Genomic DNA, 15,008 nt, shown 5'->3' on the forward strand with positions numbered 1-15,008 from the left:
TTGCATATAAAGGAATAAGCATGAATGAACTTTTAGACATTGTAAGTTGGATACTTATTGGTATAGAGCTTCTTGTAGTACTTTTTTGGCTACATAAATTTTCTAAAATGAAGTGGAAGTTGTTTTTTGGAGTAAGAAAAGACCTAACTTCTGTTAAGCATCATGAGCTGTACTCATGTTTCTTAACTGCTTTTTGCTTCCTAATATTCCATTTTGTAGCTGTGCAACTGGAAAGCTTTCTGTTGGCGCTACAGATGGAAAAAGTAGAGCATATTAAACTATTTTATACAAGTATGGCTATCTGCCTATTTACACTCATCGCAACGCTCTTCTGCCTGCATTTAGTGAGAGGATGTACTTTTTCATCATCTGCACGAGTTATTGTTTATGCAACTCTAGTGCAAATGATGCTATTGGGTATGCAGCTGATTGCAAGGGGCTATTACGATTACCATGAACTATCCTTGTTATACAAAGTCGTTGGATGGATGTGCAACTTCATAGCAGTCGGTGCCCTATGTACTTACCCAGTTCGCTCTCTCAAAGAGAAATTTAAGCAAAGACGCGCTGCCGCTGAGTAATCGATTTCCAAAAATAAAATTTCATTCATGCAAAAATGGCGACTTGGGTCGCCATTTTTATTACCTGTGGGTTTACTCTTTTCGTATTTGACTGTGGCGACGAGTATTTGAGTACAATCAGTTATCTTATGCCCACCAGCTAGCATGCACTAGCTGTGGCTTGCCCTTTTTAGCCCCGCTCCCTCACCAAGGTGCCTGTTATGCATTGTCACTGACACAGCGCGACATCAAACAAAAGCTAAACATACTAAAAAAGTGATTGTAATGATTGAAATTACTTAATTGTATTAGTGTGGTTTAGCGCTAGACTTTATAAAACTGTGCTTAACAAAGAGAAAACGACAATGATGGATTTCTTGACAAAAATGACGGTAAAAAGCCGTCTTATGACCGGGTTTGGTTTTATTCTTGCCTTACTCATTTTACTGACCGTTCAGGGGATCCAAAAGGTAAACTTTATCAATAGCACGCTTAGCGAAATTACAGATATAAACTCGGTAAAGCAGCGCTATGCCATTAATTACCGTGGTAGCGTTCACGATAGAGCGATAGCTATTCGCGATATTGCGATTGCCGATAACAATGCGCAAATAAATCAGTTTGTACAAGAAATAAAAGAGCTAGAAAAGTTCTATCGTGATTCAGAATCAAAGATGAACAACATGCTGCGCAACAACAGCAGTCAGTTTGCAAGCCAAGAGCGCAACATTCTATCTCGCATAGACGATATACAAGACCAAACACTGCCGCTGGTAAACGACATTATTGCTGCAAAAAAAGCCGGGCAAGATGTATTAAAGCAAGTATTAAACGAAGCCCGCCCTGCTTTTATTGATTGGCTAAATACCATTAATGAGTTTATTGACTATCAAGAAAACCAAAATCAACAAGCCACTCCAGAGGCACGTGCTGTGGCTGGGGGCTTTCAAAACCTTATGTTGATTTTGTGCGCCATTGCAATTGCAGTGTCTATTTTTGTGGGGCTGCTGATTGAGCGCAGCCTGCGTGCCACATTAGGGGGTGAGCCGTTTGAGGCGCAAAAAGCCATCAATGTAACAGCAGGGGGCGATTTAACACAGACAATTAATTCACGCTATCCAAATAGCATTATTGGCTCAATTGCTGATATGAATAAAAAGATTATCAGTATTGTTAGTAATATCATTGATGCGTCAAATAGCGTGGCTACGCAAGTTGAACACGTTTCACAAGGCTCAAAAGACGTGCTTAATGCAGCAAAAAATCAAGCTAAATTAACGTCTCAAACCGCCGCAAAGCTGAGTGAAATGCGTGAAAGCATCGATCAGGTATCGCAAATTGCCCACCATACTGAAGAAAACTCAGAGCTAACGGCCAAATATGCAGAGCAAGGCAGAGAGATTGTCGATGCGACTGCAACCGAAATGGAAAAAATATCTCAAACCGTTAATACAACAGTTGAGCAGATCAGCAAGCTCGAAGAAAACACCAAACAAATTGGCGGCATTATTAATGTGATCAGCGGTATTTCTGAACAAACTAACCTATTGGCACTAAATGCTGCGATTGAGGCGGCTCGTGCTGGTGAGTCCGGTAGAGGTTTTGCGGTTGTTGCCGACGAAGTTCGTCAACTGGCGCAACGTACCGGTGAAGCCACCTCTCAAATCGAGTCTATGATCAACGATGTGCAAGCGCAAACAGTTGCCTCGGTCAGCGCAATGGAAACCGTACGGCCACAAGTAGAAAGTGGTAAAGAAAAAACCATGAAAGCAACCGAGCTATTACTTAATATCGAGCAACAAGCTAGCGACTCTTTAAAGCGCGTAAGAGAAGTGGCTCAGGCATCATCGGATCAGGTGGCGGTGATCAGCGATATCAACTCTACCATGGAAAAAATCGCTGCTATGTCTGAGGACTTTATAGACTCAATGCAACAAAACGATGCATCGACCAACACGCTTGCCAAGCTTTCAACCAAGCTTAAAAAAGACATTTCATTTTTCAAAATTTAACTCACTCCCCTGCTACTACCTACAGCGGCAGGGGAATAATTAAATCAACCTTCACTTTGAATCTAAAGAACTTTATTTGTATTAATAAAATCAACGAGCTGCTGAGCGATAGCTTTATGCTCTTGCTCGGTTGGGTGCCACACACAACCACTCAGTTGAGAATAAAAAGTGTGGCTATATAAATCAGACTGACCTTGGGCTTTTAGTAATGAGATAGCTTCTTCAGTGGCAGGAATAATAAAATTATAAGGGTAGGCAGGACGAGGCATAAAAACGATAGGCTGTTTTGGATAACGCCCACGGATGGTTGTCACAAACTCGACCATACGCTTTATCCAAGCTTGTTTTACTTCCTCAATGGTTTGCCAAGGCTCATGCGGTTGCGGATCGGTGCTAAAATCATTGGTGCCCACTTCAATAACAATTAAATTAGGAAAACGGTCTTCAAATTCGCGGCTATCTTCAAATAATGCGCCGGCTTTATCTAGGTAATGAGTGATCGTGTGATGTGCTTGGTTACCGCTCCAATTACGGATCAAGCCAAGTCCAGACATTGATACTTGCGTTAACGTTGCGTTTAACATTTGTGAACTCACATAAGGGAAAGCCAATCGCGCATTACTGGTTTGCTGCACCTCTTGCCATGTACATTCACGCTTATTAGACTCGCTGCCAAACCCAGCACTAATAGAGTCACCAATAAACAAAATATGCTTTTGCTGCTGCCATATTCCCTCTAGATTGCCCTCAACATCAAAACCAATAATTTCACTAAAATTATTAGTATCTTCTGAGCGTTTCACCACTTCAATTTCTACCGTTTTAGGCGTGTCAGAACGATATAGCTCAAATTTCTGTGGCTGGCCGCTGTAGTCAGTAACAATTTTTTTGTGGGGTTGTCCGTTCACTAGCACATCAAACTGGTTACCTAAACCGACCATGGTAACGTGTAGGCTTTGCCCTGTTAGCTTTGTTTTAAAATTGCTGCCTGGCCAGTTAATACTGACATGTCCCTGATCATACTGCTTTACCACCCTTCCCTCATAAACAACGCTATGGTGTGTAGCACGAAGAGATTCTGCAAACAAGGGTGTGCTAAACAGCACGCTGAGTAAAATTATTGCCTTGTACATGTTGTGTGTTCCTTTTTCATTGATTAAAAATACAACATAAATTTAACGCTTAAACAAGGCAATGTAGTTTTCCTCATAGTAAAGCCACATGACAGTTATATGACGTATAAAAACACCATTTGCTCTAATCAGCCAATCTATCAACGGCAACAGAAAAACACTTAAAAATCTGATTTATCTTCTTTTATTTTTTCAAAGACAGATCGGGTAGAGGCAAATCAATCTGCGTTTGCTGTACTTTTTCACCAGCTAAAAACAGCTTCATTATATCCAGCACGTCGGCAGAAGATGTAAACAAATTATGACCTGCGTTATTTACCATTATATGGGTTAAATTGCTTAACCCTGCAACCGCGGCCTGTTGCTCTTTGGGGTAAGTTCGACCATCGAGCGACCCTGTAAATAGTAAAGTAGCAACATCACTTTGTGGTGCTTTTCTGAAGCGATCGCCTAAATCTAGAGTTGCTTCAAACCGGTTGAGCATCGGCATCGGGAAGTTGAGCTTATCAGCGAGCAGAGACGTTTTAGCTTGTTGCTTAACTATATTAAGTCTTGCTTCGGTAATACCCGATGCAACATCCATAACCAGCGGCATTAATCTAAAACTAATCGCTTCATCTTTGAATATTCCTCTTTGCAGCACATTAACGAGCAAATCCGTATTTCCGCCATCCAGTCCCAAATAAATATGTATCAACATAGCCAAGTAGTGGTTTGGATCAGCAATCATCATGCTCGCTAACATTCTCATATGGTGTGTTTGAAACAATATTGCTCGCTCACTGCCGTCTTTATTCGGTATTTGCAAAGTAATAGGTGCGCTATCTAATTTACCGTGTACTCGCTGCATTAAGGCAGGTAAGTTTGGCACCAACTTTTTTAATGGCTGTTGATCTATTACCGTTTGTATTTGTGCAAAATACTTATCTGTCATCGCAGGTAATTTAACAGTCTGATTTAACCCCTCAGCACTGGCAATAATGACTTTATCAAGCCGCTCAGGAAACAGCTTGATTGCTGTCAGTGCCAAATGGCTACCATAAGAGATCCCCCACAGTGTCACTTTATCTGCTTGTAGGTGCTCACGCAGGCTATCTATATCATATGCATTCTGTACTGAATTATAAGCTTTAACATCAATACCTTGTGACTTCCAGTTAGCTAAACATTGGTTAGCAGCTTGGTGGTACTTAGAAGCGATTGTGACCGCACTGGCTTTTTTATCGAGTGCTATTTTGATATCTGAGGTACAGACCTCAGGTTGCTCAGAAGCGCCGGTGCCTCTTTGATCTAGTGCGATTACATCACCATATTCGCGAAGCCCCATAAACAAAGGAAAGCGACGCCACTTAGCCGTAGCGATACCTGAGCCCCCAGGGCCTCCTGCTAAATAGACAATAGGCGCACCTTTGCGCTTACCTGTTGCTGCAAAGCGCACATAGTTTACTCTGATCATGCGACTGTGCGGGTCATCACGGTTTTCACGCACCATATAGAAGCCTTCGAAAGCCTGTGTTTTTTCACCGCTGTTGGCAACAAATTCAATTTCTTTTTCATTTTTATATGGGTTGGTATTGGCCCATGCGAGCTGATTTAAACCCGTTAGCCCGACACACGCTGTAAGTACCGCTGCTTTAAATTTCATAGAATATCTCCTCTTTAGGTATGCAACCTATTAAGCCGATGCTTAAGCAGCACCACCAGCAATATTCTTTAAAAGGCTTTAAAACACTGACTTACAAGCTAAACGGTAGTAATATTTCGACAAACGGGCTTACGGATATGTTTAAATGACGAAAATAACATCAGTAAATGTCATACTTGTAGCGATGCTGTATGTATTTTCATTTATGGTGTATGCACAAGATAAACTACTTTTTTTGCCCTACAACCATGCAGCTACTATATGCCCAGTTGAGCAAACAACTCGGTTGCTAGAGCCCGCAGCCCCCTCATTTACTGATGCTGATTGTAAGCTTTTAACCGTCAAAGATATTAATCCTCAAGCAAATAATATCTGGGTAAAAATAAATTTTGATGTACCCAAGAAATGGCAACAGGTAAAACCACCGCTGGGCTTTTATATATCAGGAAAAGCAGCCAGCAGAGTTTATTTGAATAGCCAGTTATTGGGTACTAATGGGCAACCCGAAACAACGTTAGCGTCGGCACACACTGATGAGGTGGCTGGCAAAATGGATAGCGTATTTTATGTGCCCAACAAACTGATTAAACTAAAGAACAATGAACTCATAATGCACCTTTCGGGGCGCAACAGTATCATTGAACTTGACAGTCCCATGCACTTGCTTACACTGGGACCTTTTGGATCGCCGAAAAGGTTTATTCAAAACTACAGTGAGGTTGGCCTGATTCTGGTCGGCGCGTTCGCCGTAGGCACACTTTATTTTTTAGTTTTGAGCTTTGGTAATCGAGATGCAGGTACTTACCGAATTTTTACGGCCCTGTGCTTAATCGCCGCTTGTCAATTAACCGCCGAAATATCGCGAAAACTATTTGACTACAGCTACCAATGGCATGACATTCGCCTTGTTGTGATCACCGCATTATCTTTTATTTTTGGTACTCTTGTTTTGCTGTACAGCGCAAGAAAGCTAGCAGGAAAACATGCGGTACATTGGGTGTATATTGGCGTTTTACTGAGCGCTATCACGCTTATTTTTGCTCCCGGTTTTGATACAAAAACCACCGCCGGCATTTTTATCCCGCTGCTGGTGAGCTTAGTTTTGTTATTGTATTACTGGATTAATACCAAAAATACGCAAACACTGCGTTGGCTGCTTTTTCAGTTTGCAGTTGTAGTAACCATTGTTATAAGTGCTGCCAGTTTTCATGAAATTGTCCACTTTGTCATTATTGGCTTACTACTGAGTTATTTGTTTGTTCAACAGGCCAGTGATGTGCGACAACAACAGAAAATGCTCCACCAAGAACAAACAAGACTGGCAAAATTAGAATACAAGCTTGCACAAAATACCCAGCTTAACGCCCCAACTAAATTAGAAATATCAGTAGCAGGAAAGACTGAATACCTCAACGCAACTGACATAGCTTACTGCAAAGCTGCCGGTGACTATGTCGAGCTATATCTAAACGACCAATCCGAAAAGCTATTTTCAGGCTCTCTCAAACACCTTGAAAGCCTTTTGCCAGAAACGTTTTTACGTGTGCATCGCTCTTACTTGGTTAACTTAGCCGAAGTAGTTTCGTTAACCTCAAATTTAAACCAAGAAGGTAACATGAGCGAGCTCACCTTAAGTTCAAATCAAACCGTACCGGTAAGTAGGCGCTTATTACCAACGGTAAAAGATACCCTCAAACAACAAATTTAATGAACTAAATCATTTTTGCATTGCCTATTATAGTGATGCTACAGAAGTTCTAGTTTATGAGTGCAAATGCCAAGGATTACCTTGGCATTTTTATTTTAAAAAAAAGCCACTCCCACACAAGCAATGCTACCCGTTTAAACTGATAAGATTCAGCAGCTTGCTCTAAATGACTCATCAGATCAAAAACGTATAACTTTACTGCCAAGAAGTGGCTTTATACCAATTGCATTAAATTGGTGATCAAATATTGCGACAGATAAATGGCTTAGTAACAACGCAAATATTTCGCTATGCAGTTATTCTACATGATAAATATTTAACGCAGTTAATGAGTTATTTAGCTCGCTAGAATGATCACTGTATTAATAAAATTGGTATTACATTGCTGGGTGTTGTCAGCTACCTAACAAGCTAACATGCAATGTTTCGTTTAAGCAGCTCGCGTTGCTTTTTCTTCACTGTGGCGAATTAAGTAATCAAATGCCCCCAAGCTTGCAGTAGCACCAGAGCCCATGGCAATAATAATTTGCTTAAACGGCTCAGTTGTGGCATCCCCTGCGGCATATACTCCCGGCACTGACGTTGCGCCTTTATTGTCTATTTCAATTTCGCCAAACTTGGTTAAGGCGATTGGCGAGTCTTGCAAGAACTCGGTATTTGGCACCAGACCAATTTGTACGAATATGCCCGCCAAAGTCAGTTCGTGCTGTTGTTGCGTTACTCTATCGGTATAACGCAAACCAGTTACGCGCTTTTCATCGCCAAGCACCTCCGTCGTTTGCGCATTTTTAATGATGGTTATGTTGCTTAAGCTCTGTGCCTTTTTAACTAGCACATCATCAGCGCGCAAGGTATCGGCAAACTCAAGCACAGTCACGTGTTCAACAATATTGGCTAAATCAATAGCCGCTTCAATACCTGAGTTTCCGCCACCAATAACCGCAACAGGTTTGCCTTTAAACAACGGGCCATCACAATGAGGGCAATAGGCTACGCCACGCCCTTTATATTCTGCCTCTCCTGGCACATTCATATTTCTCCATCGGGCACCAGTTGCTAAAATCACTGACTTAGCTTTAAGGGTTGCGCCACTTTCCAGCTCAATATTAATTAAGGTGTCGGTACTCAGTTTTGCCGCTCGCTGCCCAGCCATGATATCAACATCATACTGTTTAACATGCTCTTCTAACTGAGCAACCAGTTTTGGACCTTCAGTGGCTTTTACAGAAATAAAGTTTTCTATACTCATCGTGTCAGCAACTTGCCCACCAAATCGTTCACCAACAACGCCAGTATTTAGCCCTTTTCGAGCAGCATATACTGCAGCAGATGCCCCTGCTGGGCCGCCCCCCACAACAAGCACGTCAAATACATCTTTATCGTTGAGCTTTTGTGCTTGTTTAGCAGCGCCATTACCGTCCACCTTAGTTAAAATATCAGTAAGCGTAACCGCACCTTGAGAAAAAAGTTGGCCATTTAAATACACAGCCGGTACAGCCAAAACGTTGCGCTCGTTCACTTCATCTTGAAACAAAGCACCATCGATCATGGTTGTCTTGATCAATGGGTTCTGTGCTGCCATTAAGTTTAGGGCTTGCACAACTTGCGGGCAGGTTTGACAGCTCAAAGAAATGTAAATTTCAAAGTTCAACTGAGTATCAAGTGCTTGTATCTGCTCAATTTCATCATTTGACGCCTTTGCTGGGTGCCCACCCGTTTGTAATACGGCCAGTACCAACGAGGTAAACTCATGCCCCATAGGTACGCCTGCAAATTGAATATCAGTATCGCGTACGGGCGAGTGCACCGTCATACTTGGCTTTCTAACGCTAATATCGGTGTTATTCGTAACACTGATTTGATCACTTAACGAGGCAAAGTCATTCGCTAAAGTTTCCAGCTCCTTTGATTTGTTGCTGTCATCAAGGGCAATGACCAGCTCAACAGGGTCTTTTAAGGCGCTGAAATGGCTTTTTAGTTGGTTTTTTAAATTTTGGTCTAACATAATTGGTCATCCTCACAACAACATAGGTTCAAAAAGTGAGCTGAGGGTGGCAAAGCCACCCACTTGTCATTAGATTTTTCCTACAAGGTCTAATGAAGGTGCTAACGTTTCTTCACCAGGCTGCCAAGACGCTGGACATACTTCTCCATCGTGGCTTGCAATGTACTGCGCTGCTTGCACTTTGCGAAGTAGCTCTTTTGCACTGCGACCAATACCTAGGTCGTGAGTTTCAACTACTTTAATCTCACCTTCAGGATTGATAACAAAAGTACCGCGAAGCGCTAACCCATCTTCTTCAATCATTACACCAAAGTTGCGTGTAATACGTCCTGTTGGGTCACCAATCATTGGGAACTGAATTTTTTTAATGGTTTCTGACGCATCATGCCACGCTTTGTGAGTAAAGTGCGTATCGGTTGATACTGAGTACACCTCTACACCCATGTCTTGAAGCTGTGCGTAGTGATCTGCCAAGTCACCAAGCTCTGTTGGACATACAAAAGTAAAATCTGCAGGATAAAAGAATACGATTGACCATTTACCTAGTAAGTCTTTTTCACTCACTTGTACAAAGTCACCGTTGTGGTATGCCGTTGCGTTGAAAGGTTGAATTTTAGTGTTAATCAATGAAGTAGTCATAGTTTTCTCTCTTAGTTAACATTATTAAATAGTGAATTTAAACAGCACCGTGCTGTTCGCTTTGCTTGGCTACTAAGATAGTGTGAATGACTTAACAAATAAAATGGATTGTTTAGATTATATCAATCCATTTTTTAGATTAGACCACTATTTGAACAACTAAAAGTGATCTTTTATTAATAGTTTTCCATAGAAATTATTAACCTAACGATGGCTAGGTTATACTCCCAACGGTAAACACAAACAATGAAAGAGGGTTTAATGCATCCATACACAAATCACATCCAGTTAGGCTACTACGGCGTGCTCCCTTTCTTGGCATGTGTATTTTGGCCATTACTACTGGGCTCATCAGCTCAAGCGGTTGAAGCATTTAGTTTTTACAGTATGGGGATCCTTGCTTTTATGGCCGGTACTTTGTGGCGCTCAGGTGAGCAATCTTACACGCATGCTGTAATGGCTGTACTGGTGGTGATCCCCTTTCCGTTACTTGCTGTTGCATCTGCAACTACCACCCTTATTTATCTCGCAATCTGCTATCCCATAGTGTTGCTGTTTGAACGTGGGATGCCTGCTTGGCAAAGCCATCACAAGGATTATCATAAAATGCGTTTTATTTTAACGTCGGTGGTGTTTGTTTGTCATTTATTCATGATTGCGCAAAGTATTGAGCTTACAAGAGGTTAAACATCTCTTAGGACCTGCTATACCTAATTAATGAGCATTAAAACATAACCGCAACTAGGAACGACCATGATCCAAAAATTTCTTATCGCGTTTGTATGGTCTCTGGGTGCGTTGTTTTTGTTCTGGACAATTACTCATGGCGATATTGGGCTCGACACAATTGAAGAAGTGTTGTGGTTCTGTTTATCAATCACCGTGGTTGTGGTGGCAGCACCACAACTTAATAGTAAGCCCCTAATTTACGGTTGGTCATGCTATTGTTTAGGTTTACTCCTTGACGTGTTTGATGGCTACCTAGATTTCACGGTCCCCTTTTTACTGCTCGATACATCTTTAAAAAGTATTGGGTTCATTCTAGTGTGCTATGGCATGCTACTGTTGCTTGCTTCTAAAAAAGCAACCATTGCCAAACTAAACCTAGAGATTGCTGCCAAGCAGCAACTTGAAGAAAAGCTCAGGTATGAAGCACACCATGATCCCCTGACTAAACTAGGGAACCGCAAAGCCTGTTTCGATAAGTTTGACGAATTAAGCGGGCAGTATAAATGGTTATATTATTTTGATTTAGATAACTTCAAACAAGCGAACGATGAATATGGGCATCACATTGGCGACAAAGTACTTGAGCTCTTTGGCAAAGCACTTACGAGTCAATTTACTCACGAGGCGGTGTTCCGTCTTGGTGGTGATGAATTTGTCGCTTTTAGCAATTATGCACCGGATAAACTTGAAAACTTGCGCGACAACCTGACCGACCCTATGAAGCAGTACCAAGTTAGTACAAGCATAGGCTCAACTAAAACCGATCCAAAACTAGGCCCTGACAAAATACTACGCCAAGCAGATGCAAAAATGTACCGAGATAAGTCCAGAGACTAGCTAAAGCAGCGGTTTTGATGTCACGTTAGTTTGCAATCAGTGGTACACTTCGCGTGTTTTAATTTTGATGAAGCACTATGATTTTAGACAAACACTGGCGAGTACTAACTGTAGGCGATGGCGATTTAAGTTTTTCACACGCCTTGCACCTTCTTATGTCAAATGGCCACGTTACTGCAAGCACTTACGATAGTGAACAAACGATTCGTGACAAGTACAAGTATCATGCGCTTGAGCTGCTTGCCAAAGAAAATGTCCCTTACTTTGCAGAATTCGATGTCAAAAACCCACAAGCATGGCAGCGTTTGGCACCTAAAAAGTACGATTTAGCAATCTTTCAGTTCCCCTTGATCCCTGCATTTTCAAGCCACAAAGCGTTTGCCGAGTCTGAATTAACTGTTAATACATTAAATCGAGCCCTGCTTCGCCAGTTTCTTGATAACGCTTATCGCTTTGCCCTTGACCCTAACGGCCCGATGCTTTGTTATATTACTTCAAAAGATGTAAAGCCATACTGTGAATGGGATTTAGAAGGCACGCTTACCAAACACGCACAGATGCAATATCTAGGTCAACTGCCATTTAATATCGACCAATTTCCTGGCTATAAAATTCGTAATGTTGACCGTGATAAACACGTTAAAGATACCAGTGGTATCACTTATGTGTTTTCAGCAAAATCCAATCCTAAAATTAGTGCACAGCTAACGACCCCTGAGTATCTTGGCGATAACCATTGCAGTATTTGCAGGGCGGGGCCGTTTCATAGCGAAGCCGATAAACTTGCACATCAAAACGCCAAAAAGCATAAGACAATGCAAAAACATCAACAAGCTTGGCTCGATTACCTGCACGGTTACAAAAATAGTCATTTATAATACCGCCTAAATCAAACCAGTTAAGGCCTGATTTTAACAACAGACGTAGCTAGAAAATCGCAATAAAGTTACACAGTGTAAACATCAAGAAATCACCTCGTAAAGACTATGAATAATGTATACAAAAAACTTGATAGCGAGTGTTCAGGCCTTTAGACTAGCCCCCTTCGTATGATTTGCCAATCAGAGACCTAAACTGAATGAAACTCACCAATAGAGACTTTTTATTTGCTGTATTATGTTTACTAATTGCAATGGTGACTATTCAATCGGGTGCCTCTATCGCGAAACAATTGTTCCCTCTCGTTGGCCCTGAAGGGACCACTGCGTATCGACTTGGGTTTTCCGCCTTAATTCTGTGTTTAGTATTTCGTCCTTGGCGTCATATACCTGCTAACAAGCAGTCTATATTAGTTTATGGGTTATGCCTCGGTGGCATGAATATCACGTTTTACTATGCTATTGAGCGTATTCCTCTGGGCATAGGAGTAGCGCTAGAGTTCACCGGCCCTCTGGCAGTGGCGTTATTTGCGTCAAAGCGCAAACGAGATTACATCTGGGTGCTCTTCGCCCTGCTTGGCATTGTACTATTGCTACCTGATATGAGCGCCGCTGATGGGCTAGATCCGATCGGGGTACTTTTAGCGCTCATTGCAGGCGCCTGCTGGGCTGGCTACATTTTATTTGGTAAAAAAACTGGCAACCAAGGTTCTGGTGGCACCACGGTGGCATTGGGCATGAGCGTGGCGGCAATTGCCGTTGTACCTATTGGGGTTGCATCGCAAGGCAGTGCTTTACTCAATTGGGAGCTGATTCCATTGGGCATTATGATAGGCATTCTCTCTAGTGCATTACCTTATAGCTTAGAGATGGTAGCGCTGCGTAACATGCCAGCGCAAGGCTTTAGCATTATGATGAGTTTAGAGCCCGCAATTGCGGCACTCGCTGGGTTTATTATTCTCGGTGAACTGCTAAGCCTTTGGCAATGGTTGGCAATTTTTATGGTGATTATTGCGTCTGTCGGCAGTTCGCTCGCAACGAGCAAAGCACATTAATAAAAATATTGTCCATTCTTTAAAATGGCTAATTCACTTAAATTGCTAACTAAATCTTGTGGATAGTAATTAGGATGATATGGCTTTGTAGGTAGCCGCTCATGCGACACTTTTTGCTCACCTAGGCTATCTAACTCTTCATTCGGTAAGTGGTAACACACATTCACAACGTCACTTTGTTGCTCAAACTCGTCATCCCAGATTAAATAAAGAAACTGTTCATCATCGCTAAAATAGATCTTAGGGTCGAATTCGTAAGGGTATTCAAACGGTATAGCTACGATGGTATAAGGTGCGATATCACTTTTCTTACGCTGTAAATCAACTAGATAAAGGCAAGTACCACTACTAGAAATCGCATCCCAGCAGGCTCTAATAACCACGTACCTGCCACTATTTGACATAATAAACTCATTGGGCGCCTCGCGTGTGTTGACCGAAAATAAGAGCGAAGCTGAGTGCAAATCCCACACATCAATACCGGCACCACCATAACAAAGCGTTAATAGTTTTTGCTCGATGGGATGCGCTTGCACGCACCACGGTGGTTTGTCTAACCTGATAGCAGGGAACAACATCGCTTTTGCATTATCAAAAACTCGCAGTACTTCATTACTTAGAGTAAACGTATAGGTGTCACTTAGTATTTGTTCCATCACTATCTTCGCTCATATCTGACCTTGTTTAGATTAATATACACAAGCACACAGCGTTACAAAATACTATGACAGCAAGGCTGCCATAGTAAGCTATGCTCAAAGCGTATTAAGCACCCAATCTAGTGCTAATTCCTTAGCTATTTCCTTGTCAGCTTTAACTCCAACTTGTTCCCAATTTGTATTGGTTATGGGATTCACAGGTCGCATCAACGGCAGTCGTAACACCAACCAATCATTTACTTTTCGCGCGCCAGTTGCATGAGCAAGCCCTTCGGTTTGTTCACCAACAATGCGCGCTCGTCCTAAGTGCTGCAACGTATATGCAAAAAACTCAGCTGCACTGATCGATGTTTTAGCTGTCAAAATAGTAAGTGGTATACTCAAAAGCTGAGGCTCTCTATCAACAGCGTGGCTGTGTACACGATAAGCCAATTCGTCTCTTTCATAGATATCCCAAAGGTGTATGTCTTTTTGTATAAAATGGCTAACAAGGTAAGTCACCAGTTCCATTGAGCCACCCGTGCTTTGGCGTAAGTCGATGATTAGGTGTGAGGTATTACTCAAGAAATTAAGTCCAAAACTTGCTATCTGTTTAGCCTGCTCGTTGGGGTGAAACTTATTAAGTTTGAAATAGCCGATGTTACCGGGCAACACTTTTGCCTGCTCGAGAGCAAAATTATTGATGCGTTTTTCATCATGCTCTTGCAAAACATGGGTGACTTTTTTATCGCTACGCATGAATGTTAGGCCCAAGTGCCCATCTTTACTTTGCTCACGCAAGAATTGCCCTATTTCTTCTATAAACTGCTTTTTACTGTTTATATGGCAAAACCTACCGATGTTTTGCGCACTTTTTAGTGCCGCTACAACATCAGTGCCCACATCTGGTAACACGTAACTGCTATCAATGTATTGGGCTATCTGGTTTATTGCAGCTAAACGCTCGCTGGCGAGGAGTTTATCTGAATGAACACTGACATTGGCTTCATTTATTGATGAAAAAAAGAGACACCATACACACAATACAGTGCTTAAAAATAATCGAATTGTTTTCATTTGTTTTCCTTTTATTTGTTATTTCCCTCAGATTTGGCTAAGCGTTTTGAGACAAAAATGCTTTGCAAGCTGAAATCACTCAATAACCAATA

Annotated in this window: 13 protein-coding genes; 7 read left to right on the forward strand and 6 right to left on the reverse strand. The window is 41.8% G+C overall.

The window, feature by feature from the left end:
- The first annotated feature begins 20 nt into the window (after positions 1 to 20).
- Both GDK41_RS17880 and GDK41_RS17885 read left to right on the forward strand, forming a co-directional pair.
- Positions 21 to 581, forward strand: coding sequence for a hypothetical protein (locus GDK41_RS17880; protein WP_152087841.1), 561 nt, complete (start codon positions 21 to 23; stop codon positions 579 to 581).
- Positions 582 to 925: 344 nt separating this feature from the next.
- The gene (locus GDK41_RS17885; RefSeq protein ID WP_232056606.1) at positions 926 to 2,572 is read left to right on the forward strand and encodes a methyl-accepting chemotaxis protein; all 1,647 of its coding nucleotides are present in this window, start codon (positions 926 to 928) and stop codon (positions 2,570 to 2,572) included.
- Positions 2,573 to 2,634: 62 nt separating this feature from the next.
- Here the strand turns inward: GDK41_RS17885 and GDK41_RS17890 are convergent, their stop codons facing one another.
- On the reverse strand, positions 2,635 to 3,705 hold the full coding sequence (locus GDK41_RS17890) for an SGNH/GDSL hydrolase family protein (protein ID WP_152087842.1): 1,071 nt from the start codon (positions 3,703 to 3,705) through the stop codon (positions 2,635 to 2,637).
- Between the two features lie 184 nt (positions 3,706 to 3,889).
- A complete protein-coding gene (locus GDK41_RS17895; RefSeq protein ID WP_152087843.1) occupies positions 3,890 to 5,350 on the reverse strand; it encodes an alpha/beta fold hydrolase in 1,461 nt (486 codons plus the stop codon).
- Positions 5,351 to 5,495: 145 nt separating this feature from the next.
- Here GDK41_RS17895 and GDK41_RS17900 point away from each other — a divergent pair, with 145 nt between their 5' ends.
- Complete coding sequence (locus GDK41_RS17900; protein WP_152087844.1) at positions 5,496 to 7,058, forward strand: LytTR family DNA-binding domain-containing protein; 1,563 nt, start codon at positions 5,496 to 5,498, stop codon at positions 7,056 to 7,058.
- A gap of 430 nt (positions 7,059 to 7,488) precedes the next feature.
- On the opposite strand, the gene ahpF is transcribed toward GDK41_RS17900, so the two are convergent.
- Positions 7,489 to 9,063, reverse strand: a complete 1,575-nt coding sequence (ahpF, locus tag GDK41_RS17905; RefSeq protein WP_152087845.1) for an alkyl hydroperoxide reductase subunit F — start codon at positions 9,061 to 9,063, stop codon at positions 7,489 to 7,491.
- A 69-nt stretch (positions 9,064 to 9,132) separates the two neighbouring features.
- Positions 9,133 to 9,702, reverse strand: a complete 570-nt coding sequence (ahpC, locus tag GDK41_RS17910) for an alkyl hydroperoxide reductase subunit C (protein ID WP_152087846.1) — start codon at positions 9,700 to 9,702, stop codon at positions 9,133 to 9,135.
- Between the two features lie 261 nt (positions 9,703 to 9,963).
- Between ahpC and GDK41_RS17915 the strand changes: the two genes are divergently transcribed.
- From GDK41_RS17915 to GDK41_RS17930, 4 genes are all read left to right on the forward strand, one after another.
- Positions 9,964 to 10,389 carry a DUF3429 domain-containing protein gene (locus tag GDK41_RS17915; protein WP_152087847.1) on the forward strand — a complete coding sequence of 142 codons (426 nt, stop codon included), beginning with the start codon at positions 9,964 to 9,966 and terminating at the stop codon, positions 10,387 to 10,389.
- Positions 10,390 to 10,455: 66 nt separating this feature from the next.
- Positions 10,456 to 11,268 (forward strand): GGDEF domain-containing protein, encoded by an 813-nt coding sequence (locus GDK41_RS17920; protein WP_152087848.1) that lies wholly within the window; start codon positions 10,456 to 10,458, stop codon positions 11,266 to 11,268.
- Positions 11,269 to 11,345: 77 nt separating this feature from the next.
- Entirely contained in the window at positions 11,346 to 12,146 is an 801-nt protein-coding gene (locus tag GDK41_RS17925) for a class I SAM-dependent methyltransferase (protein ID WP_152087849.1), read from the forward strand.
- A gap of 200 nt (positions 12,147 to 12,346) precedes the next feature.
- Positions 12,347 to 13,201: an EamA family transporter gene (locus tag GDK41_RS17930; RefSeq protein WP_152087850.1), complete on the forward strand. Its 855-nt coding sequence runs from the start codon at positions 12,347 to 12,349 to the stop codon at positions 13,199 to 13,201.
- Here GDK41_RS17930 and GDK41_RS17935 read toward each other — a convergent pair.
- Entirely contained in the window at positions 13,198 to 13,857 is a 660-nt protein-coding gene (locus GDK41_RS17935; protein WP_152087851.1) for a hypothetical protein, read from the reverse strand. The genes GDK41_RS17930 and GDK41_RS17935 overlap by 4 nt on opposite strands.
- Before the next feature lie 99 nt (positions 13,858 to 13,956).
- A complete protein-coding gene (locus GDK41_RS17940; RefSeq protein WP_152087852.1) occupies positions 13,957 to 14,916 on the reverse strand; it encodes a S41 family peptidase in 960 nt (319 codons plus the stop codon).
- Positions 14,917 to 15,008 lie beyond the last annotated feature (92 nt).

Source organism: Pseudoalteromonas sp. A25, from assembly GCF_009176705.1.
In the GTDB taxonomy this organism is placed as follows: domain Bacteria; phylum Pseudomonadota; class Gammaproteobacteria; order Enterobacterales; family Alteromonadaceae; genus Pseudoalteromonas.

Coding starts and splice junctions, on each gene's coding strand:
- GDK41_RS17880 (WP_152087841.1), top strand. CDS start 21: ATGAATGAACTTTTAGACATTGTAAGTTGGATACTTATTGGTATAGAG.
- GDK41_RS17885 (WP_232056606.1), top strand. CDS start 926: ATGATGGATTTCTTGACAAAAATGACGGTAAAAAGCCGTCTTATGACC.
- GDK41_RS17890 (WP_152087842.1), bottom strand. CDS start 3,705: ATGTACAAGGCAATAATTTTACTCAGCGTGCTGTTTAGCACACCCTTG.
- GDK41_RS17895 (WP_152087843.1), bottom strand. CDS start 5,350: ATGAAATTTAAAGCAGCGGTACTTACAGCGTGTGTCGGGCTAACGGGT.
- GDK41_RS17900 (WP_152087844.1), top strand. CDS start 5,496: ATGACGAAAATAACATCAGTAAATGTCATACTTGTAGCGATGCTGTAT.
- ahpF (WP_152087845.1), bottom strand. CDS start 9,063: ATGTTAGACCAAAATTTAAAAAACCAACTAAAAAGCCATTTCAGCGCC.
- ahpC (WP_152087846.1), bottom strand. CDS start 9,702: ATGACTACTTCATTGATTAACACTAAAATTCAACCTTTCAACGCAACG.
- GDK41_RS17915 (WP_152087847.1), top strand. CDS start 9,964: ATGCATCCATACACAAATCACATCCAGTTAGGCTACTACGGCGTGCTC.
- GDK41_RS17920 (WP_152087848.1), top strand. CDS start 10,456: ATGATCCAAAAATTTCTTATCGCGTTTGTATGGTCTCTGGGTGCGTTG.
- GDK41_RS17925 (WP_152087849.1), top strand. CDS start 11,346: ATGATTTTAGACAAACACTGGCGAGTACTAACTGTAGGCGATGGCGAT.
- GDK41_RS17930 (WP_152087850.1), top strand. CDS start 12,347: ATGAAACTCACCAATAGAGACTTTTTATTTGCTGTATTATGTTTACTA.
- GDK41_RS17935 (WP_152087851.1), bottom strand. CDS start 13,857: ATGGAACAAATACTAAGTGACACCTATACGTTTACTCTAAGTAATGAA.
- GDK41_RS17940 (WP_152087852.1), bottom strand. CDS start 14,916: ATGAAAACAATTCGATTATTTTTAAGCACTGTATTGTGTGTATGGTGT.